The organism is Arthrobacter sp. H20, from assembly GCF_000520515.1.
GTDB lineage: Bacteria > Actinomycetota > Actinomycetes > Actinomycetales > Micrococcaceae > Arthrobacter_D.
In genome coordinates this window covers 1-22,562 of the sequence record NZ_KI914734.1, presented here as the reverse complement: position 1 = coordinate 22,562, position 22,562 = coordinate 1, and the positions used below count along the sequence as shown (strand labels likewise).

General features: G+C 61.3%; 28 protein-coding genes. 18 read left to right on the top strand and 10 right to left on the bottom strand.

Annotated elements, in window-relative coordinates; all coding sequences use genetic code 11:
• The 6 genes from Y703_RS19405 to rbsD all read left to right on the top strand — a co-directional run.
• Positions 1-416, top strand: a 416-nt coding sequence (locus Y703_RS19405) for a substrate-binding domain-containing protein (RefSeq protein ID WP_162148887.1), incomplete at its 5' end; no start/stop codon positions are given.
• Positions 413-1,948 carry a sugar ABC transporter ATP-binding protein gene (locus tag Y703_RS0111070; protein ID WP_026552756.1) on the top strand — a complete coding sequence of 512 codons (1,536 nt, stop codon included), beginning with the start codon at positions 413-415 and terminating at the stop codon, positions 1,946-1,948. The genes Y703_RS19405 and Y703_RS0111070, both read left to right, overlap by 4 nt.
• Positions 1,941-2,924, top strand: a complete 984-nt coding sequence (locus Y703_RS0111065) for an ABC transporter permease (protein ID WP_026552755.1) — start codon at positions 1,941-1,943, stop codon at positions 2,922-2,924. Before Y703_RS0111070 ends, Y703_RS0111065 begins: the two co-directional genes overlap by 8 nt.
• A 49-nt stretch (positions 2,925-2,973) precedes the next feature.
• Positions 2,974-3,915 (top strand): substrate-binding domain-containing protein, encoded by a 942-nt coding sequence (locus Y703_RS0111060; RefSeq protein WP_026552754.1) that lies wholly within the window; start codon positions 2,974-2,976, stop codon positions 3,913-3,915.
• On the top strand, positions 3,912-4,901 hold the full coding sequence (locus Y703_RS19400; RefSeq protein ID WP_051427517.1) for a ribokinase: 990 nt from the start codon (positions 3,912-3,914) through the stop codon (positions 4,899-4,901). Before Y703_RS0111060 ends, Y703_RS19400 begins: the two co-directional genes overlap by 4 nt.
• Positions 4,898-5,281: a D-ribose pyranase gene (rbsD, locus tag Y703_RS0111050; RefSeq protein WP_026552753.1), complete on the top strand. Its 384-nt coding sequence runs from the start codon at positions 4,898-4,900 to the stop codon at positions 5,279-5,281. The genes Y703_RS19400 and rbsD overlap by 4 nt, the downstream gene beginning before the upstream one ends.
• Before the next feature lie 61 nt (positions 5,282-5,342).
• On the opposite strand, the gene fmdA is transcribed toward rbsD, so the two are convergent.
• From fmdA to Y703_RS0111035, 3 genes are read right to left on the bottom strand one after another with little or no spacing between them, the layout of a single operon-like run.
• Positions 5,343-6,599, bottom strand: coding sequence for a formamidase (gene fmdA / locus Y703_RS0111045; RefSeq protein WP_026552752.1), 1,257 nt, complete (start codon positions 6,597-6,599; stop codon positions 5,343-5,345).
• Positions 6,600-6,632: 33 nt separating this feature from the next.
• A complete protein-coding gene (locus Y703_RS0111040; protein ID WP_026552751.1) occupies positions 6,633-6,923 on the bottom strand; it encodes an FmdB family zinc ribbon protein in 291 nt (96 codons plus the stop codon).
• Positions 6,924-6,954: 31 nt separating this feature from the next.
• A complete protein-coding gene (locus tag Y703_RS0111035; protein ID WP_026552750.1) occupies positions 6,955-7,590 on the bottom strand; it encodes an AmiS/UreI family transporter in 636 nt (211 codons plus the stop codon).
• A gap of 454 nt (positions 7,591-8,044) precedes the next feature.
• On the opposite strand from Y703_RS0111035, the gene Y703_RS22125 reads away from it, so the two are divergent.
• The gene (locus Y703_RS22125; RefSeq protein ID WP_026552749.1) at positions 8,045-8,323 is read left to right on the top strand and encodes a hypothetical protein; all 279 of its coding nucleotides are present in this window, start codon (positions 8,045-8,047) and stop codon (positions 8,321-8,323) included.
• Positions 8,324-8,367: 44 nt separating this feature from the next.
• A complete protein-coding gene (locus Y703_RS20905) occupies positions 8,368-8,595 on the top strand; it encodes a hypothetical protein (protein ID WP_026552748.1) in 228 nt (75 codons plus the stop codon).
• A gap of 152 nt (positions 8,596-8,747) precedes the next feature.
• On the opposite strand, the gene Y703_RS0111020 is transcribed toward Y703_RS20905, so the two are convergent.
• The gene (locus Y703_RS0111020; protein ID WP_155849497.1) at positions 8,748-9,038 is read right to left on the bottom strand and encodes a hypothetical protein; all 291 of its coding nucleotides are present in this window, start codon (positions 9,036-9,038) and stop codon (positions 8,748-8,750) included.
• A gap of 43 nt (positions 9,039-9,081) precedes the next feature.
• Entirely contained in the window at positions 9,082-9,735 is a 654-nt protein-coding gene (locus tag Y703_RS22700; protein ID WP_051427516.1) for a phospholipase A2 family protein, read from the bottom strand.
• Positions 9,736-10,602: 867 nt separating this feature from the next.
• On the opposite strand from Y703_RS22700, the gene Y703_RS0111005 reads away from it, so the two are divergent.
• Positions 10,603-11,004, top strand: coding sequence for a DUF1304 domain-containing protein (locus Y703_RS0111005; protein ID WP_026552744.1), 402 nt, complete (start codon positions 10,603-10,605; stop codon positions 11,002-11,004).
• A 102-nt stretch (positions 11,005-11,106) separates the two neighbouring features.
• The gene (locus Y703_RS0111000) at positions 11,107-12,084 is read left to right on the top strand and encodes a zinc-binding dehydrogenase (protein ID WP_026552743.1); all 978 of its coding nucleotides are present in this window, start codon (positions 11,107-11,109) and stop codon (positions 12,082-12,084) included.
• Between the two features lie 128 nt (positions 12,085-12,212).
• Here the strand turns inward: Y703_RS0111000 and Y703_RS0110995 are convergent, their stop codons facing one another.
• Positions 12,213-12,788 (bottom strand): TetR-like C-terminal domain-containing protein, encoded by a 576-nt coding sequence (locus tag Y703_RS0110995; protein ID WP_026552742.1) that lies wholly within the window; start codon positions 12,786-12,788, stop codon positions 12,213-12,215.
• A 68-nt stretch (positions 12,789-12,856) separates the two neighbouring features.
• Between Y703_RS0110995 and Y703_RS0110990 the strand changes: the two genes are divergently transcribed.
• The 7 genes from Y703_RS0110990 (at position 12,857) to Y703_RS19385 (ending at position 17,306) form a co-directional block, all read left to right on the top strand.
• Positions 12,857-13,354 carry a DUF4188 domain-containing protein gene (locus Y703_RS0110990; protein WP_026552741.1) on the top strand — a complete coding sequence of 166 codons (498 nt, stop codon included), beginning with the start codon at positions 12,857-12,859 and terminating at the stop codon, positions 13,352-13,354.
• 56 nt (positions 13,355-13,410) lie between these two features.
• Positions 13,411-13,752, top strand: coding sequence for a TfoX/Sxy family protein (locus Y703_RS0110985; RefSeq protein WP_026552740.1), 342 nt, complete (start codon positions 13,411-13,413; stop codon positions 13,750-13,752).
• 256 nt (positions 13,753-14,008) lie between these two features.
• A complete protein-coding gene (locus tag Y703_RS0110980; protein ID WP_026552739.1) occupies positions 14,009-15,121 on the top strand; it encodes a TerC family protein in 1,113 nt (370 codons plus the stop codon).
• Positions 15,122-15,651: 530 nt separating this feature from the next.
• Positions 15,652-15,999 (top strand): helix-turn-helix transcriptional regulator, encoded by a 348-nt coding sequence (locus tag Y703_RS0110975; protein WP_253908019.1) that lies wholly within the window; start codon positions 15,652-15,654, stop codon positions 15,997-15,999.
• Complete coding sequence (locus Y703_RS22115) at positions 15,996-16,136, top strand: hypothetical protein (RefSeq protein WP_155849495.1); 141 nt, start codon at positions 15,996-15,998, stop codon at positions 16,134-16,136. Before Y703_RS0110975 ends, Y703_RS22115 begins: the two co-directional genes overlap by 4 nt.
• Positions 16,137-16,269: 133 nt before the next feature.
• Entirely contained in the window at positions 16,270-16,854 is a 585-nt protein-coding gene (locus tag Y703_RS0110965) for a dTMP kinase (protein WP_026552737.1), read from the top strand.
• Positions 16,855-16,886: 32 nt separating this feature from the next.
• The gene (locus Y703_RS19385; RefSeq protein WP_035764719.1) at positions 16,887-17,306 is read left to right on the top strand and encodes a succinate dehydrogenase hydrophobic membrane anchor subunit; all 420 of its coding nucleotides are present in this window, start codon (positions 16,887-16,889) and stop codon (positions 17,304-17,306) included.
• A gap of 185 nt (positions 17,307-17,491) precedes the next feature.
• Here the strand turns inward: Y703_RS19385 and Y703_RS0110955 are convergent, their stop codons facing one another.
• From Y703_RS0110955 to Y703_RS19375, 3 genes are read right to left on the bottom strand one after another with little or no spacing between them, the layout of a single operon-like run.
• Positions 17,492-17,809, bottom strand: a complete 318-nt coding sequence (locus tag Y703_RS0110955; protein ID WP_026552736.1) for a P-II family nitrogen regulator — start codon at positions 17,807-17,809, stop codon at positions 17,492-17,494.
• Positions 17,806-20,268, bottom strand: a complete 2,463-nt coding sequence (locus Y703_RS19380) for a DUF2309 domain-containing protein (RefSeq protein ID WP_051427515.1) — start codon at positions 20,266-20,268, stop codon at positions 17,806-17,808. The genes Y703_RS0110955 and Y703_RS19380 overlap by 4 nt, the downstream gene beginning before the upstream one ends.
• 1 nt (position 20,269) lies before the next feature.
• Positions 20,270-21,787, bottom strand: coding sequence for a proton-conducting transporter transmembrane domain-containing protein (locus Y703_RS19375; RefSeq protein WP_162148886.1), 1,518 nt, complete (start codon positions 21,785-21,787; stop codon positions 20,270-20,272).
• 190 nt (positions 21,788-21,977) lie between these two features.
• On the opposite strand from Y703_RS19375, the gene fdxA reads away from it, so the two are divergent.
• A complete protein-coding gene (gene fdxA, locus Y703_RS0110940; protein ID WP_026552735.1) occupies positions 21,978-22,301 on the top strand; it encodes a ferredoxin in 324 nt (107 codons plus the stop codon).
• Positions 22,302-22,308: 7 nt separating this feature from the next.
• On the opposite strand, the gene Y703_RS0110935 is transcribed toward fdxA, so the two are convergent.
• On the bottom strand, positions 22,309-22,562 hold a 254-nt coding region (locus Y703_RS0110935), incomplete at its 5' end, for a hypothetical protein (protein ID WP_253908015.1).

Here is a 22,562-nt window from a genome sequence, read left to right as displayed (position 1 = left end):
AGGGCGCTCTCGCCGACACCGAAGCGGACGAGGACGACAGCCTCATCTTCTTCGGCGACTTCCAGGCCGCGAGCGGCGCGGCCGGAGCGCGCCACCTGCTCGAACTCCCCCAACCGCCCACCGCACTGCTGGCCGCTGACAGCCTCATGAGCATCGGCGCCATCGGGGTCTGCAACGAGCGAGGCATCGGGATCGGCACTGACCTCGCGTTCGTCGCCTATGACAACATCGACGCCTTCACCCTCCTGAACCCCTCCCTCACCGTCATCGCCCACGACGTCGACACGATGGGTCGTCTCGCTGTCGAGCTGCTTACCCAGGTAATCGCCGGTGAGACCCCTGATTCAGTTATCCTCCCCAGCCGGCTCATTATCCGTGGTTCCACTCCGCCCCTTCGAGGAGGCACAGCACAGTGAATACCCAACCCATCCTCACCTTGGACAACGTCACCAAGTCCTTCGGCCCGGTCACCGTCATCAAGGGTGTGACTGTCCACGTCCACCCCGGCAAAGTGCAGGTCCTGCTCGGCGAGAACGGTGCCGGCAAATCCACCCTGATCAAAATGATGGCCGGCATTCACCAGCCCGACGGCGGCCGCATCCTCGTGGACGGCAACGTGGTCCAGATCACCGACACCAACGCCTCCGAAGCCCTCGGGATCGCCACCATCCACCAGGAGCTCAACCTGGTCGGCTCGATGACTGTCGCCGAGAACATCTCCATGGGCCGCTTCCCCCGCCACTTCGGCCTGGTCGACAAACGCACAATGCGTCAGACCGCCACGGCGGCACTCGCAATGATCGGCCTCGACATCGACGTCGACCAGAGGGTCGGTGACCTCGGGATCGCCCGCCAGCAGCTCGTCGAAATCGCCAAGGCCCTCAGCCTCAATGCCCGCATGCTGGTGCTTGACGAACCGACTGCTGCCCTCACCAAACGGGAGATTGCCGCGCTCTTCGCCGTCGTTGAAGACCTGCGAAAGCGCGACGTCGGCATGGTCTTCATCTCCCACCATCTGGATGAGATCGCCTCCATTGGCGACTCCGTATCAGTCCTGCGGGACGGCGAGTTCATCGCCGAGGTGCCCGCCGACACGCACGAGGACGAGCTGGTCCGCCTCATGGTGGGCCGCTCCATCGAGGCGCAGTTCCCCCGCCGCCGCGAGTGGGACGGCCCCGCCGACACCCTCCTCGAGGTGACGGGCCTTTCCACCAAAGGCGTCATCAACGATGTCACCTTCTCAGTCCGCGCCGGCGAGATCGTCGGCCTGGCCGGTCTTGTTGGCGCCGGCCGCACCGAAGTGATCCGCGCGGTCGTTGGCGCCGACCCGTACGTCGACGGTTCAGTTAAGGTCCGCGGCAAGGACCTCCCCAAGTCGAACATCGGCGCGGCGATCAGGGCCGGCGTCGGGCATGTCCCCGAAGACCGGAAGGGCCAGGGCCTCGTGCTCGGCGCCACGGTGAACGAAAACGTGGGCTACGCGACGCTGGCGACGACGGCGAAGTCCGGTCTGGTGGACCGCACCGGGCAACGCCGTCGGGCGCAGGACATAGCGGACCAGCTGCGCATCCGCATGCACACCCTGGACCAGCCGGTGGGATCGCTCTCCGGCGGGAACCAGCAGAAAACCGTGTTTGCCCGTTGGATTGTGGCGAACTCCTCGGTGCTGCTCCTCGATGAGCCGACCCGCGGGGTCGACGTCGGCGCCAAGGTGGAAATTTACGAACTGATGAACGCGATCACCGCCGCCGGCGGCGCCGTCGTCATGGTCTCCAGCGAGCTACCCGAGGTACTCGGGATGAGCGACCGGATCCTGGTGATGAGCGGCGGCCATATTTCCGGCGAACTGGCGGCCGATGATGCCACCCAGGACGCCATTATGACGCTGGCCGTCCGCGACGTGCAGCGCGATAACGAAGACAAGTTGATGGAGGACGGTCATGAATAAGGTTGCTACCAGCCCCGCGCCGAAGAAGGTGCAGGGCGGGTCACGGGCGAAGAAGTTCCTCGCCGACAACGGCGCGCTGGTGGGCCTGGTGGTGCTGGGCCTGGCCCTGTTCATCGCCACCCCGGATTTCCTCACCGGTCCCAACCTGCTGAACATCGGCATCCAGGCCTCGGTGATCGCCGTGCTGGCGTTCGGGCTGACCTTTGTCATCGTCGCGGCGGGTATCGATCTCTCGGTGGGTTCAGTGGCAGCGCTTTCGGCGATGGGTTCCGCCTGGTTGTTCTCGCAGGGATCCATGCCGGGCTGGGTGGCAGTCGTCGGCGGCCTCCTGATAGGCACGCTTAGCGGCGCGGTCAGTGGCTACGCGGTCGCCTTCGGACGGCTGCCGTCCTTCATCGCGACCCTTGCCATGCTCAGTATTGCCCGCGGACTGACCTTGGTCATCTCGGACGGCCGTCCCATCGCCACCGCCCCCGAGGTGTCCTTCCTCGGCGGGAACCTCGGCGTCATCCCGATGCCCATCGTGGTGCTGGTAGTCGCCGGTCTAGTGGCCGCGTTCATCCTGAACTTCACCGTGATGGGCCGCTACATGTACGCGGTGGGCGGCAACAAGGAAGCCGCTCGCCTCTCCGGCGTGCCCGTCCGCAAGGTCCTGATCACCGTGTTTGCCCTCTCCGGGCTGTTCGCGGGACTCGCCGGATTGCTGCTCTCCGGCCGGCTCGACTCCGCCCAGCCCCAGGCAGCGGCCGGTTATGAACTGGACGCGATTGCCGCCGTCGTCATTGGCGGCGCCTCACTGGCCGGTGGCGTAGGCCGCATTACCGGCACCCTGGTGGGCGCCCTGGTGCTGGTGGTCATCCGCAACGGCCTGAACCTGCTGAACGTCTCCTCGTTCTGGCAGCAGGTGGTGATCGGGGTGGTGATCGCCGTCGCCGTCGGTATCGATTCACTCCGCCGCAAGAACACCCCCCACTAAACCTTTCCCTCCCGTCATCCACGTTTCACAACTGAGTAAGGAAATAACAATGAAGTTCACTTCCCGCAAGACCGCCGCACTGACCGTGTCTTTGGCCCTTGCCCTGAGCATGACCGCCTGCAACCGGGGAGGTGACGAGGGAGCCGAAGGTTCCGCGTCCGCCACCCTCGCCGTGTCCACCCTGAACAACCCGTTCTTCGTGGAACTGCGCGACGGCGCGCAGGAGGCAGCCGATGCTGCCGGCATCGAACTCGACGTCGTCGATGCACAGAATGACTCAGCCACGCAGACCAACCAGTTGGCCACCGCGGCAACCAGCGGCACCGACGCTGTCCTGATCAACCCAGTGGATTCCGACGCCGCAGCAGCCTCTGTGGCACCGCTGATCGACGCCGACATCCCGGTAGTAGCCGTGGACCGCACCGTCAACGGCGCCGACGTCCAGTCTCTCGTCTCCAGCGACAACGTCGCCGGTGGTCGCCAGGCAGCTGACGAGTTGGCAGCAGCCATGGGTGAAGAGGGCGAAGTTATTGTCCTCCAGGGCGTCGCTGGCACCTCAGCGAGCCGCGACCGCGGCGCTGGCTTCGAGGAGGGCCTCGCGGCATACCCCAACATCACGGTTGTGGCCATGCAGACCGCCAACTTTGACCGCGCCGAGGCACTCAACGTGGCAACTAATCTCCTGCAGTCCAACCCGGACGTCACCGGCATCTTCGCTGAAAACGACGAAATGGCGCTCGGTGTCATCCAGGCCCTCGGCGACCGCGCGGGCGACGATGTCAGCGTCGTCGGCTTCGATGGCACCGAAGATGGCCTGGCCGCCATCGAGGCAGGCACCATGACTGCGACTATTGCTCAGCAGCCAGCCGAACTGGGCAAGCAGGCCGTTGAGGTGCTGGAGCAGATCCTCGCCGGCGAAACCGTCGAAGAGAACATCCCCGTGCCCGTCACCACTGTGAATGCCGACAATGTTGGAGAATTCACCGAATGAGCACTGAGCCGTCGGGCATCGTCGTCGTAGGGTCCATCAACGCCGACCTCGTAGTCACCCTGGAACGCCACCCCCAGCCGGGCGAAACCCTGCTGGGACGGACCATGACAGTGATGCCCGGCGGCAAGGGTGCCAACCAAGCCGTAGCTGCGGCGAACCTCGGCGCCCGCACCACCATGATCGGTGCGGTGGGGCAGGACGCCTACACTGTAGTCGCCCTCTCCGGGCTGCACGCCGCTGGCGTCGATACTTCAGCGATCCAGCGGGTGGGTACCACCACGGGCGTCGCCATTGTGGAGGTCGACGACGGCGGCGAAAACACCATCGTGGTGATCCCCGGCGCCAACGCCGAGGTCACACCGGAGCTGGTCGCTGCTTCAGCTGAGACCATTGCCGACGCCGCCGTGCTGGTACTGCAGGGCGAGATCCCTGCTACGTCGGTTGCTGCATCCGTGGCTCTGGCTCGCGGACGGGTGGTTATTAACCTGGCGCCGGTCATTAACCTTGACCGCGCCACGCTGCTGCGGGCCGATCCGCTGGTGGTCAACGAACATGAAGGCGCCCTGGTGCTGGCCCAACTAACCGGCTCTGACCCGTCCGATCCAGCTGATCATGCTGATCATGCTGATCATGCTGATCATGCGCAGACTACGCGGGCACTGTTGGCCTGCGGCTTCGCGTCAGTTGTGATGACCCTTGGCGGGAGTGGTGCGCTGCTGGCTTCTGCCACCGACCTGCTGGAAATCCCCGCACCAACGGTTCAGGTGGTGGACACCACCGGAGCCGGCGACGCCTTCACCGGCGCGCTGGCAGCCCGGCTCAGCGCCGGGGACTCGCTGGCCGACGCCGTGCGGGTTGCCGTGCTGGTCGGAGCGTTCGCCGTCGGGACCGAGGGAGCCCAGCCGTCGTATCCCTCCCTGACTGATCAGCTGCCCGCTGCACCCACCACGTCATCTATCACCACTGGACAGGAAACCGACGCGTGAAGAAGACCGGAATCCTCAACGGACCACTGAACGGGATCCTCGGGACCCTGGGTCATGGCCACCTCGTGGTGATTGCCGACGTCGGGATGCCGCTGCCCGATGCAGGCACCGTTGTCGATCTGGCCCTGGTGAAGGGCGTCCCGTCCTTCGCCGATGTATTGCACGCGGTGCTGGCGGACATCAAGGTCGAGTCGTCCCTGCTGGCATCCGAAGCCACTGGCTCTGCCGTTGAGGACATTGTCCGCGCCGAGGGCCTGAACCCCGACTTCGTAAGCCACGAGGACCTGAAGGCGCTCCTTCCATCGGCACGGCTGATCATCAGGTCCGGCGAGGCCACCCCGTTTGCCAACGTGGTGCTGCGGTGTGGCGTGACGTTTTAACGCCTTCGCGGCACCGGCGCCAGCGGCAGAGCCGCTGACACCGGAGATCCGCAGGAGCTGGCTACACGTTGTTGGACTTCGGCGCGCCCATTCCCGGATCTATTTGGTGTGGACCCGCCGCCGACGGACGGACGTCGAAATCGAACATCGACGTCGGGAGGTAAACCGTCGAACACGAGTTGGGGATGTCCACCACACCGGACAACCTGCCTTCGATCGGCGCCGAACCGAGGAGCAAGTAGGCCTGCTCAGGGCTATAGCCGAACTTGGTCAGGTAATCGATGGCGTGCAGGCAGGCCCGCTGGTAGGACAGGTGCGAGTCGAGATAGTGCTGTTTGCCATCGAGGGTCACTGATGTTCCGGAGAAAGCAATCCACTCGTTGTACCGCGGCTCGACAATGCCGGGCATGAAGATGGCGTTCTCACTCACCCCGTAGGTTTCCATTCCGCCTTTGATGACATCAACCCTGAGGTCGATGAAGCCCCCCATCTCGATCGCCCCGCAGAAGGTGATCTCGCCGTCGCCCTGCGAGAAGTGCAGATCGCCCAGCGACAGGTTCGCGCCATCAACGAATACCGGGTAGAAAATGCGGGTGCCCTTCGAAAGGTTTTTAATGTCCTGGTTGCCGCCGTTCTCACGCGGCGGTGCTGTGCGGGCAGCTTCCCCCGCGACCCTGTCGAATTCCGATGCTGGCAGACCTCCCAGAACCGCAAACTGCGGCTCGGGAGGCAAAGCCAGCGGCGGCACTCGGTTGGGGTCCGTGGCAATCAGGTCGCCTTCGCGCTTGTTCCACTTCGCCAGCAGTTCGGCGGAGGGGGCAGTCCCCATCAGGCCCGGGTGGATCAGGCCCACATAGGAGACGTTCGGTACGTGCCGTGATGTGGCCACTTGGCCAGTGAAATCCCAGATGGCCTTGTACGCATCGGGGAACTGCTCGGTGAGGAAGCCGCCGCCGTTGTTCCTCGAAAAAATGCCTGTATAACCCCAGCCTTGCCCGGCAAGCGGGCCCGAGTCCTCCTGCGGGATCGGACCGACGTCGAGAATATCCACTACGAGGAGGTCACCAGGCTTCACGCCTTCGATGGCGAATGGACCGCTGAGCTTGTGGACAGTGAGCAGCGGCGCGTTGAGGATGTCGTCCGCTGAATCGTCGTTGACGATCGCTCCGTCGAACCATTCACGGCAGTGGACCCTGAAGGAATCCCCCGGCTTGACGGTGGCTACCGGAGGAATTTCCGGGTGCCATCGGTTGTGTCCGATCTTTTCCTGATCTTCAAACTTCTTGGTCGAGTCGAGTGGAAATATGACGTCGGGCATTTCATCTCCTCTGGTTTAGCCGCACCCCATCGGTTATGGCCGCGGCAGCTTGCTATGAAGCGGATTGGACGTATAGGCCTGGACCTTGCGATGCGATCCTGGCGGAAGCGCACCGGTGAGCACCTGGGGCTCTGATGCGCTGCGGTGAGCCGAGTCGATGAGTTTGAACGCTGCCGATCCGGTTTTGGACAGATTCGGGGCGCTCATCTTCCGCCGGGATGTCTGCCCACAGGTTGGACAGGGTTGCAGGTCGGATGCCGCCCCCATCGGGAAGATAGCCTCGAAGATGCTGCATTCGGGGCACCGGTATTCGTAGATCGGCATTGAACAGTCCATCCTTTCTGCACGTCGGGTTTTAGGCCGATGCCAATGCTTGACCCTCGTGTGAAGCCTTGCCCCGCGGGATGCCTCGCCGTCCGAGGAAGAAAGCTGCCGCCAAGGCGGCTGCAGCTGCGATTGCTACCAGCACGGCGTACCCGTTGTTCGTCTCATACCTGCCGGTCAGAAGGAAAAAAGCCGGAATGGTCCCGGTGATGTGAGCGACGAAAATGGTGAACCAGCCGGTGGTGAAGGCTAGCGAATCTCTGCCCAAGCCCAGTAAGAGGAAGAAGAAGAACCAGAGGACGGCCCAGGTCAGCCAGATAACACCGAAAACGGGGTCCCCCACCAGGGTGAACTGGAGGATGCCTATCACCACGGCACACACCGCAACGAAGATGGAGAACCAGCCCAGTCCTTCGCCGCTAATCCCTGTCATTTGTAGGATTCCGACATAAAGATAGGTGAACCCGAAGAGATACAGTCCGGCCGCACCGAAGATGATCGAGAGATCATTGTTTGACTGAATGAGAATAATTGTCGGGAAAACTACTTGCATTACTCCGACGAAGAAATTCAGAATGGCCGCGGACTTGCCTGGGACGAGCCCAATCAACATGAGCCCATTCATGAAGAGAACCGCACCGACGTACAACAAACCAACACTGCTCATGGCGCTCCTCGGGGAACGAAGAGAGAAAATTGATAAGTGGATAGCTGCTTCTGCTAATCTTAAAAATGGCGCAGAACTAGCAAATAAACGAATTTCGTATGGCGTTGTGACGGATATGTTAGTAGGCCTAAATGTTTATGTCAACGGTCCGCGTTGACTCATCAAATACCTCCGCGTAGCCGGGTACGTTGCCTCATCTGAAAACCTCCGCTTTGGTAGTACTTTTGTGGGCGGCGATCGGGTACGCCTGATTGATGGAGCTTCCAATGAGTGAGCGCAGGGCAGTAACGAAGAAGATGGCCGCTGAGCATGCCCGGTCTTCGCGGGTGCGTAAGCGGCAGGTTTTGACCGAGGTGGGGGCGTTGACTGGTTGGCACCGCGACTATGCCCGTGCTGCTCTGCGGAACTCGCTGAAGCTCAAAGTAGTGCGGTCCTGTGCGCCGCGTGCAGGCAAGTGCAATGGCGCGGCGCTGATGCCCGCGCTGCGGATTTGTTGGGCGGTGGAGCCGCGAAACTGGTGTTGCGGGGTAAGTCCCATATCAAGCCCGGTTCGTCGCTGCGTGATCAGATCGCTGTGCGCTCCTGGGCTGATTGGGACAGCACCGTACCTGGTTTCGTGGAGCTCGACTTGGTCAGCCATGAGGGTGGTAATAGCTCCGGAGAATTCTGCGTCACCCTCACGGTCACCGATATCGCCACCGGTTGGACCATCAACCCGCGGCGTGCCAAATAAGGCCCGCAAATGGCTGTTACGTCGAGCAGAAGAACTGGTCCAGGGTGCGCGAACTCGTCGGATACTACCGCTACGACACCACCACCGAGTTGACCAAGCTCAACGAGATCCGGGACCTGGACGCGGTGTTCACGAATGACCTGATGCCGCAACAGAAACTGATTTCCGAGGAGCGGGTCGATGCAGTGTCAATAAGAAACATGACGAGGCCAAGACCCCGCACCAGCGTTGGCAGCACTGACATTTTTACCCGGGCGCTGGAAGCAGCTTGAAGTTGGCGTCTCGAAAAAGGATCCTCTGTCTGGACTACGACCTGCTTCGTCAGGGCCCTGGCGGCGTCTAGTACCTTGTGGTCTCCTTCTATCTCAGCAATGTGTCTGATCTCAACTCTTCCCATCAATGGATGGAACGATCTTTGATCAGCTCATGGTCCGCTGAGGAGGGTGATGGTGACTACGAGAATCTGGATGAGGATGAAACCCCAGAGGGCTGAGGCGGCAGCCCACCAGGGATGCTTGTCTTTCAGCGCGAAGACGGCTCCTGTCAGGCCGAGAAGGACAGGTATGGCAAATACCCAGATAGGGCGGGGAGTTCCAGACCCGGCCCAGTCAGGAAGGAGTAGGACGACAATGACCGCTAGGAGCATCAGCGTCCACGTCGCAACGGGTCGAGTGGCTCGTGGTGCCCGGCCATCGACATGATCAGCAAAAGACATCGCTTCAGCACCTACAATCCTTATCGAGGCTTTGACAAACGGGTTACTTCAATGGGTTACAGAGGCAGTACGTGAAATAGGTGCTCACGGCCGCGGCTACTGCTCGTTCCTGCGTCTTCATCCGGTAGGCGTTCGCACGGATGTCCCGGACGATTGCCCGGTCGCAGGAGCAAGCGAAGTATCCGCGTGAGCCGTAGCACCGGTCGTGTGTGCGGCAGATCGAATCGAGGACGTCAACGGCTACGCCCCCACCATGGCCCGGACCGCACCAGTTACCCCAGATGGGCAGGCTCGCTTGGATCGATATCTGGCCGTCCGAGGCTGGTTGCTGGGACGCAGCGAGCTGATTGATAATTGTCCCCATTTCCAGGGTCGCCGTGTCAGCGTTCGCGGCGTGCGCTGCGTCGGTGTCGAAGTAGGTGGAATCATCAGCTGCAGTGCGCATGAACTGCGTTGCTTTCTCGACCTGACGGTCGAAGGCCTGCGTGGTGTTCCCCTTCGCCTTACCGTGGCCATTCCCACTTGCCTCGCCCTGCGCGGAAGCAGCACTATCCGCTGTTGCCGCGACAGAGGTCATCACCGGTGATGCCGCGGTTGCAGGAGAACCACCCGTGAGAACCAAGGCAGCTACACCAAGAACAGCCGAAGCGCGCATGTTGGAACGACCAAGTTTCGACGATGAAAAACGTGAGACCATTTTCTTCCCCCAAGAAGTAAAAGGTGCACCGGTGCTTAATCAACACCCTGACAATAGCGCTAACAGTATGGCTGGTACATCCCGGTGGTCAATGCCCCGCGTTGACTCATAGATGATGTCCGCGTGGCAGCATTCGAAGAGTCATTTGTGAATGTCCACGTAGCGGTGTGTCTGCCGGGTTGGTATCCGGTCGGACCAGCGGCGAAAAAGCTGATTTTGGATGAGTTGTGCGCGACGACCGGTTGGCACCGGGATCATGCGCGCAGGGCGCTGCAGGAGGCGTTGGTGCTGCGGGTGGTCGAGGGGTGGCCGCCGCTGCATGGGGAGGCGGTGATAGCGGCTTTGCAGTTCTGCTGGGCAGTCCAGGGCATTGCGTGTGGGCGGCTGCAGCGTTGCCGGATCCGGTGCCGCGGCTGCGCAGGCTTGGGGAGCTGGACATTGATGACGCGACGGTGGTTTTGTTGCTGCGGACTTTATCGGCCACGATTGACCGCAGGCTCAAGGCGGACCGGGCGAAACTGGATCCGCGCGGGCGTTCCCACACCAAACCCAGGACGTTGGTGAGGGACTCGATTCCGATGCGGACCTCGGCTGAATGGAACGACGCCGTGCCGGGGTTTGTAGAGATTGAGTGATCACCAAAAAATACGACATCCCCGGCAGCCATCCAACGGCAGATCTAGGCGCTGACCCCCGAACTGCTCATCCTGACCACCAGCAAACAAGGGCCTGACGCCCAACCCGCTAGGAGGACAAAATCAAATGACTCCGCGAATCAACTCAGCCGGACCTCTTGAAGTGATTCCTCGGGCGGCTCTGTTTTCTTGTACGGCAGCAGGACCCCGTGCACTGAACTACGATCTACATATGCTCCCGGTCGCCCTCGTTTTTGCGTTTATCGCGGCTGCCCTCCACGTCTACATCTTTGTTCTGGAATCCATCACCTGGACCACCCCGAAAACCTGGAGAACCTTCAATGTTCCATCGCAGGAAGCAGCGAACATCACCAGACCGTTGGCTTACAACCAAGGTTTCTACAACCTCTTTCTCGCCCTCGGTGCGTTTCTGGGCGTTCTGCTGGTGGGCATTGGCGCGTCGGCTGGCAGCGTCATAGCTGGCTGGGCCCTTCTGTTCTCGTCCTGTGGGTCAATGCTGCTGGCCGCAGCAGTACTGGCGCAGACCGGCGGAAAGAGCATCCGGCCCACCATCGTTCAGGGCACCACACCTTTTGTGGCCGTGGCCTTTGGACTCCTCGCCGTCGCTGGCTGACGCAGCGCCAGAAAATGTGCCTGTTGGACTAGCAGCAGGAATACGGCGGCGTACCCGTGTGGTTACCAACCAGTAACCACACGAGGAAGAAAGAAGGCAATCATGCGCGCTATTCGTCAGCACACCTTTGGGGAACCCTGGGACGTCTTACAGGTGGATGAAGTGAAGACTCCGGAGCCGGGCCCGGGCCAGGTACGGGTGCGTACACTCATGTCGCCCATCCACAACCACGATCTCTGGACCGTCCGTGGCACCTACGGCTTCAAGCCGGAACTTCCCGCCGGAGCAGGCACTGAGGCAGTCGGGCTCATCGACGCCATTGGCGAGGGCGTGGAGCACCTCTCCATCGGGCAGCGAGTCGCGACCGGCGGCACGTTCGGGGTTTGGGCTGAATACTTCATCGCCCGGGCACAAGGTCTGATTCCCGTTGACGATAGCGCTACCGACGAGGTCGCCTCGCAGCTTGTGTCGATGCCCTTCTCAGCCCTGGCTCTGCTCGACTGGCTGGAGCTCAACGAGGGTGACTGGATCATCCAAAACGCAGCAAACGGTGCGGTTGGCCGTCTTCTGGCGCAGCTTGCCCCCACTCGCAGCATCAATGTCATCGGCCTCGTACGTCGTGACGCGGCCATCGATGAGCTTGCCTCGCAGGGAATCAAGCGGATTGTATCCACCGAAAGCGAAGGCTGGCAGGACCGGGTCGCAGAGATCACAGGCGGCGCAAAAATTGTTGCCGGCGTAGATTCGGTCGGCGGCGAAGCCAGTAATGATGCTCTGTCCCAGCTCAGCGAGAATTCAACCCTCGTTGTGTTCGGGGCGATGGGAGGCAGCTCCCTGACCATCAACTCCGGAGCGATCATTTTCAAGAACCTCACAGTCAAGGGCTTCTGGGGCAGCAGTGTCATGAGCGCGCTGTCGGCTGAACGCCGCGGGGAGCTTTTCAGCGAGCTGCTGATGCGGGTAACTGACGGCACGCTTTCCTTCCCGACCGAGGCAAGCTACTCGTTCGATCAAGTGCAGGATGCGGCGAAGGCGAATTTCGTCGCGGGCCGAAAAGGCAAGGTCATGCTTCGTCCCTGAGTTAGCCATCCCACCAGGAATAACCGTCCTGTAGCTCCAAGGGCGGTGCATAGCGGAAGACCTCCACGTGCAGTTGGACCAGCGAGGGTTCAACTGCACGTGGAGGTCTTCCGGGTTTAACGTGGCCTCTATTCGGCAGTCCAGCCGCGGGCTATGGCGTCGAGGGCCATACTGTAGACCGCTGCCCAGTCAGCATCTGGACGGCCCATCTGTGCCAGCTCCAGGCTGACAAGGCCGTGGACCTGGCCCCAAATCGCAACGGCAACTAGCTCTACCGGCGCCTCCACCAGGATGCCCGCAGACTGGGCCGAAGCCACTGCATCCTTCAAGGGCTGCATCGCATCAGCGGCTGCTCCTGGACTGGGCTGGCAATCAACATAGGCTGCCAAAGCGCCGCCGAACATCAGGCGATAAAGGGCTCGGTGCTCCAGCGCCCATGCCCGATAGGCCACCCCCAACTCCATGAGGCCTCCGGAGGCCGCAAGCTGTGAATCTCGAAACGACGAGAATCCGTTGTCCACCACCGCCGTCAGGAGCTGGGACTTCCCGCCGAACAGCGAGTAAACCGCGGAAGTGGACGTCCCGGCTGCGGCCGCCACATCGCGCAGCGTTACCCGCGCCGGGCCGTTGCTGTCGACCAGGTCAGCAGCAACCGCCAGCAGGTCCTGGCGCAGGGAATCATTGTGTACTACAGGTCTTGCCATACGGCCCAGTGTTCCATAACCTTGTTCTATAACACCGTTATGTAACTGAAGAAGCTGAAGGAGTTCTTATGGCACAGAAAGTTTTCGCCGGTCGGCACACCGCGGACCCGGGGAGCGAATCCGTGACGGTGTTCCTGATCGGGATGCGGGCAAACCGGTGGTGGAAGATTGGGACCGTAGGCAGGGTAGCCGCCTCGATGCCGCGGATGCTTCAGCACCTGGCCACCGACCCTACTGCTGGAATGCTTGGATATGAGCAATGGTTCGGCCGCACCACCATGCTGCTGAGTTACTGGGCGAGCCCTGAACACCTGAGGAAGTTCGCGGCAGACAGGGAATCACCCCACGTGGAGCCCTGGCGGCGCTTCATGAAGGAGGTGGCTGGCACCGGAGACGTAGGTGTCTGGCATGAGACATATCAGGTGCAAGCCTCTGGAATGGAAGCGGTCTACAACGGAATGCCGCTGTTTGGGTTGGCCAAGGCTACGGCGCATATACCGGTGGGCGCGCGCAACACCACCGCCAAACAGCGCATGGCGCAGGTCCCGCAGCGCAAAATCCCTTGACAGAATGAGGCCCTCGCCCCATATTCAGAGGGCACCTGTGATTGAGGGGAGTTACCGTGACCGACACCGTCTCAGCACGCGATGTTCTTTCCGAACGGCTCCGAGACCTCTTCGTCTCCCACCAGAATGTGCGTGAGGTACGAATGTTTGGCGGCGTATCGTTCATGGTCGATGACCACATGGCAGTCGCCGCCGATCGCGTCGGCGATCTGCTCGTGCGTACCAACCCGGACGAGTACGACGATCTGCTTCGACGCAGCGGAGTAACGGCGCTGATGGGCAAAGAAAAGCCAATGGGGCGCGGATGGCTGGTAGTGCCTCGCCAACAGCTCGACGACGACGCCGAACTCGCCTACTGGGTCGGCGTCGGCATTGACTCCCGCACTGCTCGCTCCTAGACAGCGATCTGCACCTGCCGCAAGCCACACTGATCCCGCTCGATCTCAATGGAGCATCCCGGGTTTATGAAAGAACACAGTCACGAATCACCAAGATTGCTTGACCGGAAAACATGAACTGTGCTTCACTTGTCTCGTACACGGAGGGGAGTATCCCCTAATTGTCCCGTCGTCACTACGGCTCATTGGCAGCCCGGCGGACAGGCCCTTTTAGGGCTGGGAAAGACCTCCGATCGATTCGATCGGAGGATTTTTAATGGATGTCCCATTCTGGGTCTGGGCTGCAGTGCTGGCCTTCATAGTTGTGATGCTCGCTGCCGACCTCTTTGCCCACCGTCGTGCCCACGTTATCGGGGTGCGAGAGGCCGCTATCTGGTCCGGCGTGTGGGTGGCCTTCGGCGTCGCTTTCGGCATCATCGTGTGGATGAACTGGGGCGCCGAATTCGGTCAGCAGTACTTCGCTGGTTACCTAATTGAAAAGTCCCTCTCGGTGGACAACGTCTTTGTCTGGGCCATCATCTTCAGCTACTTCGCGGTCCCACGCGAATTCCAGCACCGAGTCCTGTTCCTGGGCGTGCTGGGGGCGCTGGTCTTTCGCGCAATTTTCATCGCCGCCGGCGCCGTCCTAATCCAGAACTTCTCCTGGATTCTTTATGTTTTCGCTGCCTTCCTGCTCTACACCGGGTGGCGGATGATTCGACAACGCAACGCACACCTGAACCCCGAGCAGTCGCTAGTGCTTCGCGGCTTTAGGCGATTCGTGCCGATGGCGGAGGCCTACCATGGGCAGAAATTGCTCATCCGGAGGAACGGGGTGTTACTGGCCACCCCGCTGCTGGCGGTGCTGGTACTCATCGAGGCCACTGACATAGTTTTCGCCGTCGACTCCATCCCCGCGATTTTCGCAGTCACTGACGAAGTCTTCCTCGTCTTTACCGCCAATGCCTTCGCGATCCTGGGGCTGCGTGCCATGTACTTTCTGCTGGCAGATTTGATCCATCGGTTCATCTACTTGAAGATCGGGTTGGCCCTGGTACTGATCTGGGTCGGCGTCAAGATGCTCCTCAAGATCGATCTTTTCTACATCCCTACAACCATCTCCCTGGCTGTGGTCGCCGCTATCATCACGGTCTCCGTTGTTGCCAGCCTGCGGGCCACCCGTGGCCAGGGCCGCAAAGCCCTCCCCCAGCCGACCGATCCTCCTTTTCGGGTCGCCACTGAGGAAGAGAACGCCGAGCTGGAGCCGGTGTGGCGGCGTCGCCGTGGCCACATCCTCCCCAGCCACCGGACCGAGACCGCAAACGCGGACGAGGACGACGACGACGACGACGATCGAGCGTCCGCAGGTAGGAACGGTGGTGTGCGATGAGCGCAGCTCATGCCTTCCCCCGGCGCCCCGTCGTCGTCATCCTCACCGACGAATCCGTCGCTACGGCTCTGGCACACAGCGCGGTCTGGGTTGCTTCAGAACAGGAGAGGCCGCTGCTCCTTCTCGTGCCAAGGCAACGACCCCCGTTCACCACCGATCCGGCGATAGTGGCGCGGCTGTACGGCCGAGCCCTGCGCGAGGCCCAAGCCCTCGCTGGCAAGGTACGGCCAGTACTGGAAGCGGCGGGATTCTCCGCTCCCGCACGCGTCGTATGGCACGGCACGTTCTCACTCAGACGTTCACACCCGGCGCGGGCCACAGCCCTGGCCCGCGCGGCGCGCAAGGCCGGTGCGGCCGCCGTCGTCACTCCCATTGGGCTGCCGACGCAATTAGTACGGGGCGTGAAAATCCTGCGCATACCGGATGACCAGGCAACCAACCGCGCACACTGGTCGAAAGAGAATCTCGCTATATCCAACGAAAGGTGCGCTCCAATGTCGCTCACCAAATCAACGAATCCTGACCACGACATAGTCGCCAACCAAATATCGACCCCGGGCACAAGCCCAACCCACCGTCCACCCTGGACGTTCCTGACCAATCACAGCCATGTCCTCCTGGCTGTAAACGAGAATTCCCGCGCGCGTGTGGACGACATAGCAGCGACCGTCGGCATCACGCCCAGAGCAACCCTGCACATTCTTGCGGACCTTGAGGAGGCAGGGTACCTGGAACGTCTACGCGAAGGACGCCGCACCCGGTATGTGATCCAACCCCGGCAGCACTTCCGTCACCCGGCTACAGCACATCAGGAGATCGGAGTGCTCCTGGCGATCTTCGTCCCCACCGATGGACACTTACGAAAGGAATCACCATGAAACCCCGAGCCACAGCCATCCTGGGTTCCCTCCTTTTTCTAACCGGGGCCCTGTTCCTGACCGGTTGCGACGATACACAACTCCCACAAACACCGGGGGTGGAAGAAGAAGACGCGGAAGAGCGGGAGGAGGACTAGGAAATCGCTCGGGCCTGAAGAGTCAGAGACCAAGGAGGGGCTAGGAGAAACCATGACGGAAAAACATTGGACATTCGGGCGCGGCCAACGCTGGTTCTCGCAGACCTTTCGCACAGCAGGGCGGCGATAAGTCATGCTTATCGTTCTCGCAGGTATCGATGGGGCGGGCAAAACTACTGCGGGAAAACTGCTCACCGAGCGACTCTCCGCCGCTGCGTATCCTGCGACCTTCACGATGAACCAATCCGGCCGACGAAGCATGACCGCCTGGAGTGCTCGGCACAATATCCACCCACCGGTGGCTCTGTTGGATGCGCTAGAAACCACTATCCGTTGCGTCAACGTGCTGATCTCGCACATACGCGCGATGACCGGTTCTGGTGTTCTTATCATGGACAGGCATCTGCACTGTCAGCTAGCGCTGAGGCAAGTGCGTGGCCTACGTGCAGGCTGGCTTCTTCCGGAGCTGCTCCGGGTCCTCCCCACCCCGGATATCGTTTTTTACTTCGAGGTGGACGCCGATATTGCACACGCCAGGGTCAGTAGCCGAGCCGCGGACAGTGAGACCTTCGAGCATCTGGGTGCGTTCGATCAGGCCTATCGGGAACTCCGTGACTTTCCGTCCTTCATCACCATCGATGCGAGCCCCTCTTCGGAGCAGGTTGTTGACGACATGCTGCAGGAGCTCGGGGTGTGCGGGCTGGGGCTGCAACCGTGAGTTCAAAACGCGACACCCGGCCCGGTGCCTATATCAACAGTTACCGCCGCAGGCCGGTAACGAACAGCAATTTCGAACTCATGGCCTGGCTGTTCATGCGATGGTCCGGTGCACTCCTCGTTGCACTGATCTTCGTGCACCTCTTCGTCAACCTTGTGCTCGGTGACGGTATCCAGCAGATTGACTTCGCCTTCGTCGCAGGGAAGTGGGCCAGCCCCTTCTGGCAGTGGTTCGACCTGATCATGCTCTGGCTCGCCATGCTTCACGGCACAAATGGCCTCCGCGTCATCATCAATGACTACACCGATACCTCCCGATCGCGCCTCATGCTCAAAACCGTCCTGCTCAGCTGTTCACTAAGTATCATCGCGCTAGGATCACTCGTCATCTTCACTTTCGACCCCTGCCCCGTCAACGCCTCCGTAGAATCACTACCCGAATTTTGTCCTTAGGGTTTTCAAGCTTTCAGTCACCTGTAGCCCCGGCAATGCCGCAGCCATTAGCTATGAAGGTACCGTCTTGTCACACCTGCCTGTTGCCTCGATGCAAGGGGTCGCCAAAGGTTCCCGGGCGAGGCCGGCCTTTCCATCCGCACAGCCAACGTAAGTTGTGGATCGAGGGTGTGGGCTTGGCACCATCACTGGAAGTACTCGGGTCTGCTAACGTACGTCTCGCCGACGAACATCACTCCGGATTGTCCGTCAAGCAGCACCCGGATCGCGTCGATCAGCGCGGGCGCGTTCTCGGGAGGCAAAACTGTGATGAGCATTGTAAGGGTGTCGTATTCGTTGAACAGCAGAGCACCCGAATGCGCACCGTGGTGACCGAGGCCGGATACACCTGACACTGCGGTGTAGCCGGTTGCTCCAGCTGAGACGATCAGCTCGCGAACGGGAGGTGCGTCGCGATTCGAAATTACGACCTCGACTCGGGTCATCTTCGTCAAACCAGTCATGACGGTGTTCCTTCGCTGGTGGGGGTGGTGTTAAGGTGGCTGGAGGACCATCCGTACCGACCGTACAAATACCACGGGGATGAGGCATCTTCGCGGGCGGTGAGACTGATCCAATTGTTGTTGAAAAGGTTCTGCAGCACGGTGTTGCGTCCAATGATTTCGATAATGTGATTCAGTGGTGCCTGCACAATTACTGCAAGCCGCATCGGTTCGTGGACGAGCCGGTCGCCTACTCCCAGTGACTGCCAGGGCAGTCCTCGCCGAAGATCGCCGCGCTGGCCGCTCAGGACACCGAGCGTACCGATGGCGTTGTGGGTGGTTTTGGTTCCGGCGCCGAGCGTTTCGGGGTTCAAAGCTGAGAAGTAGTACTGGTGGTTGATCCACTGCGCTACCACCACGGGGGCGGTGAGGATCGTCTCCAGTGCTGCACCCTTCGGGTCGAGCTCGGGCCGGTAGGAATGCAGGAAAACACGGCGTTCCAAATCGAGTGCGCGGGTGAGCTCTCGTGGACCGATAATGAAGGCTGCGTTGCCGACGAGACCCCACTCAGGATAGACCTCGGCCCAATCATCAGCCCGCCGACGGGTCTTCTTGGTTGCGTGCCATGGTGAGGCGCCTGGCAAGGATTGTGCTCGTTCGCGGATGAGTGCGTCCGACGCTGCCCCTTGAAGCCTGTCGAAGTCGTCCACGAGTTTGCGGTGGGTTTCGGGGATAAGGTGGGTGTCGAAGGTGGAGATCCGGTCTGTGACGGTGTCGTGCTCCGCGGCGAGGAAGAACGTGTCCACTGGGATGTTCAGTTCTTTTTCGCTCAGTAGAGCGCGGACGTCGGGGTCATTCAAGATTGTTGCAGCTGCGCGCGCATTGACGTCTCCGCGGTTCCCTCCGCAGGCACCGCAATCCAGTGCCGACTTATAGAGGTTGTTGGCGCTGGTCGAGCCGTGACCGGCAAGTACAACGAGCGGTGCGAAGCGACAGAGACCCATCATTCGTAGTGACGCCTCGGCCAGCCTGACCCGCTCCTGGAGACTGAAGGCTTCGACGACGGTCACCGAGGACTCCAATGACGGCCTGGAGGTTAGCGCAGCAATCCATTTTGCTGCGGTAGTGGGGGCGAATGTTCGTAACGCTGTTGCGGCTCCAAACAGCCAACCCGTTGCCTCAGCGAAGGCGAATGGGGACACCGTTGTTGATTCACCGGTGTGAATTCCTGCAGCGAAGGCTTGTCGTGTCCGCAGTCGCTTCGTGTAAGACGCAGCGTCACCTGCGTCTTGTGGAACCTCGGTTATATGGTGGTGCGCTGAAAGCAGTGCCGGCAGGGAGTCGATCGATGACGGTGAGTTGTACGTGGAGAATCGGACCGGCACACCGAAGAACCCTGCAAATCCGAAAGTCTCAATACGCGGATCCAGCCTTTCTAGGTGGCGACGAATGCCCTCAGACCGCGGATCGATGCACGCGACTAGCTGCAGGTGCGGCAGTAAGTCAGCAGGCTCGCTATTACCGAGCGGGAGCACAAGTGTTCGCGCGTAGTGCACTTCGTAGGCGCGCTGAAGAGTGTAAGGGTGGTCTCGGTGAGGATGGAAAGCAAGCACCCGTCCGATAATGGCGACAGTTTGGCTGTCGGTTCCGACACCGAGGCGCTCGGCTACGCGGACGGCGCGCGGCCAGAGATCTCTCCGACCATCTGTCGCGGCCTCTTCATACGTCGAGAGGGCTGCGGAGCCGGAGGAGTGAGCCAGCAGCATTCGCAGGCTCAGCCGTACTGCAAGGTAGTCCACCAGGTCTACGTCGCCGACGTGCTCCGATCTCCATTTGATGTGGGCAGCCCAGCCGGGGAGGCCGGCGAGCTCCCTGCGCAGAATCGAGTCCTCGTCGCGGGCAGGAACCTCTAGACCGGTCATTGCAGAAGCAACGGCGTCCTCCGGGCGAGCGGGTAATCTTCGCGCAGCTCTTCGGGCGGCCCAAGGCAGATCGGGATCGTGCGTGGCAAGATGACGCCAGGCTGCGTAGAAACCGTCCCGGCGGCGCGGGATCCGCCACAACGGATCCGGGTCAAGGAACGCCGCGACCCACTTCGACGTGATGTCGTCGACGAGGTCGTGCTGTTCACTTGGAGTCGTCGGTGAGACCGTGGTCGGCGTCGGATCGGTCAACTCTGCAACAAGGAGCTCCGCCGCGCTGATCGTTGCAGAGCCGACACGCACGGGGCGGGAGCGGAACTCAGGAATACGTTCGTGCACCGCAGCCAGCAGATCTTCGGGTGTGATCCGACCCGAGTCGATGTCGGCTCGGTATGCAGTCAAGGGACGGGTCGTAACGGCTCCTGGCACTTGAACACTCTCGAAGTCGGTGCTCTCATAGCCGCCCAACGGATTGACAGCGATGAAGGAGTTCAGCGGCCACTGTGGCACGATGCCTCGTGCGGCGCGCGCTATGTCAGCTCTGGTCTTAAGGCTCATGTCAGGTTCCTTTCAGCGAGTGGGTTTTGGGTGTTCCTGCCGCGAGACTGCGGGTATAGAGGACCTCATGCAGGACGTTTCGGCGGTCGGAGTAATAGGCCACCCACTGGATGGCGATCAGCAGCACCGCTGGCAGGAGCACCCACCATGGCGAGACGGCAGCAGTGACCAGTATTTCGCCCAGGAGGTTATCGACTGCTGCGACGGAAGCCGTGTAGGCAAGGGCAAGTAGGGCGATGCCGAAGATACTGACCACGCCGGTTGCGACCGACAGCCGCGACAGCAGGGTCGCACCCAACGTCACTGAGCCCGTGAGGACTACAAAGGCAAGCAGTGCCACGCTCGACGCGGAAACATCCCTGGCCAGCAGCGCCAACGACCCGACCACCGCGCTGAACGGAATAAAAACCGCCAGAACCATCACAATCCACAGGTGCTTTGTTGACACCGGCTGGCGTTCGGGCCATGCGCGCCGCACCTGGTCACGGTTCACCCCGGTGCTCGCTGACAGGAACAATGCGGACTTATACAGCCCATGGGCAACGAGGTGAAATACCGCTGCCGCGAAGGCGCCCAAGCCGCAGGCCATGACCATGAAACCCATCTGCGCCATCGTCGAAAACACGAGGCGCCCCTTCACATCGGGCTTGACCAACCGCACCACCGATGCATAAACCACGGTCGCAGCACCGGCGGCGAAAACCACTGCCATGACAACCGCCGATCCGGCGACCGCTGGCGAGAACCGGATGAGCAGAATCGCCCCGGCGTTGACCACTCCGGCGTGGAGCAGCGCCGACACCGGCGTCGGAGCCGCAAGTGTGGAAGGAAGCCATCCGTGGAAAGGAATCTGACTCGAACGTGCGAGTGCCGGCACGATCAGCAGTAGCCCGATGACGACGCCGAGCGGGACGGGCACCTCCCCGACCGCGCGACCGACGTCGGACAGGGCGAGATCGGCACCGCCGATACTGATCAGGATCAGCGCGGCTGCGAGCAGACATGCATCGCCGAGGACGAACCGCCGAAGGGTGCGTTGGACGCCGTCACGCGCTTGCCGGTCGTGGGAGTACATGTTCAGAACCAGCACTAGGCTGATACCGGCCGCGAGCCACCCCACCACGAACATCACCACGCTGCTCGCGCAAACCAAGACGATCGTAGAAGCTATCAGCAGGTTGGCGACGCAGACGAACCAGCCCTGTCGGGCGTCGCCGCGCAGATACCTCACCGCGAATGACTGAGTGACGGTGCTCAGTCCCAGCACCATCACTATCATCACGATAGCCAGGGCGTCCAAGGTCAAGGCGAACGCTCCATGACCCAGGGAGACGGCCTGCGTCTCGCTCACGGCGACGTCGATGGCGAGCCCCACAGCCGCAATGAAACCGATCCCGCTAATACTGGCTGCTACCATCGCAGCACCACCCCGGAGTCCCCTGAGGGTTGCTCCAAAGCTCGCCGCACACCACGGGGCGACCAACGCCGCCACGGCAAACGCACTCGCACTCGCACTCATAGCCCTCCTCATCAACCTGTCTACCGTCATACAATACACGAACTACAGATCGCGTATTGTATGACGCGATGCTAATAGGGTAAAAGGGAAGGCGTGGTACCCGATGCGAGAGCACAAAGTAGTCATCTGATCTGACCACCCGGTTCTAGTAGGCTTTAGGCCTGCACTGCGTGAAGGGAGTCTTGCCGCTGTGACGTATGTTATAGCTCTTCCCTGCGTGGACGTGAAGGATCGGGCCTGCATCGAAGAATGCCCGGTCGACTGCATCTACGAGGGTGACCGGATGCTCTACATCCACCCGGATGAGTGCGTTGACTGCAATGCCTGTGTGCCCGTTTGCCCGGTCGAGGCAATCTACTATGAAGATGACGTGCCGGTGCAGTGGGCCGACTATTACAGGGCCAACGTCGAGTTCTTCGACGACATCGGATCCCCCGGCGGGGCCGCCAAAATGGGCGCATTTGCCAAGGATCACCCCCTGATCGCCGCGCTGCCGCCGCAGACTATCGCCTAAATTATCCTTAATCGAACGCGCGGGAGCGCATCGGCGGGGATACCTTCTTCGCCACGACAACCTCGCTGAGGAGGGCGGTGACCAGCCCGCACCTAGTCTCGATGACGCATTGCGTATCATCAATCTCGCGCAGGTAGCCGAGCGCATCGATGACGCCGCTCTCGATGCGCGAACGAACGACGAGCCGGGTGCCGAGCGGAAAGTCGACGAGCAAGTTCATCAGGCCACCGGTTTGTGATCTTGACGGAAGATGCCGTACAG